This window comes from Halovulum sp. GXIMD14793, from assembly GCF_054457435.1.
Genome location: NZ_JBTLNE010000108.1, coordinates 1 through 1,137, shown reverse-complemented (window position 1 = coordinate 1,137; position 1,137 = coordinate 1). Strand labels below are relative to the sequence as shown.

Here is a 1,137-nt window from a genome sequence, read left to right as displayed (position 1 = left end):
ATGTTTCCGATATCAAGGTCACCGGAGACGACGCCAGCGGTGGTTTCGACGATGACGGAGCTGAGGGCTTTTTCTGCGGCGGCCTGCCAGAAGGTGCCCAGCCCGTCAAACAGCCCCAGCCCGCCGACCCATTGGGTGACGACGATGGAGACCAGCATTTTGAAGGCAGGCGAGAGGGAGCGTTTGGTTTCGGAGAAGTGGTAGGAGATCAGCTCCGTCGGGATGGTCGTTGTGCTCTCGCGCGCCAGCAGGCCCGGGATATAGGCAAAGCCCGCGCCATCCTCGGCCCCGGGCAGTTCCATCATCGTCCGCGTCAGCGTGCCTTCGGAGGCCCATTCGAAGTCTTCGCGCCAGGAGGGGTCATTGCTGCCTTCCTGACCTTCGGGGACATCGGTGACCGGGCCAAGGGTTGCGGTGGCCAGCGCCATGCGCCCGCCATTTTCCGACAGCCAGGAGGCCGGGTGCGTGCCGTCAAAGCGCGGGTCGCGGACACCGGCGAAGACGATGGCCGAGTTGGGGTCAAAATGCACCCCGCCTGCGGCCTTGATGGAGTTGTGCTTGGCCGTTTCGGTGATCGTCTCGGACCGGTGGTCGGTGACGATGATGCCATTGTCCTTGTGGCTGATGACGGCGCGATAGGCCATCTCGACCGCGGACAGGACGAATGTGGTGCCGGCCACCTCGGTGCGGAAGCTGCCGCCGATGGAATAATCCACGGCTGTCAGGGTCAGGTTGGCCCCGGATTTGAGCAGCACATCACCGTCAATCTCTCCCTTGGAGCCAACGGCAGAGGTATAGAGCGTGCGGATATCCTTGGAATTGGTGATCAGGCCAAAGAGGATTGCGCGTTTTTTGTAGTATTTCTGCGCCCGCAGGTCGGTGACATGGGTAAAGGCGGTGCCGTCATTGACCGACAGAACCGCCAGATCGCCGCCCAGCCCTTCAGCTTGGGCAGGCAGGTCAAAGGCCGTAGCTTCGCCCAGAATGGTGCCGTCGGCCACCACGCCGATCTGACTGGCCGACAGGCGCGTCGGGGTGTTGTCGATGGTCAGGATCTGGTTGCGGATCGTCTTTTTCGACAGGAAGTTGCCCGATTTGCGGGCGTAATCGAAGAAATGCAGATTTTCGGCAGAGGTC

The 1,137-nt window shown here is 61.8% G+C and carries 1 protein-coding gene; it reads right to left on the bottom strand.

What is annotated here, in order from left to right:
• Positions 1-1,137 (bottom strand): hypothetical protein (locus ACW9UQ_RS18350; protein ID WP_458932439.1); only part of this gene is annotated, 1,137 nt, incomplete at both ends.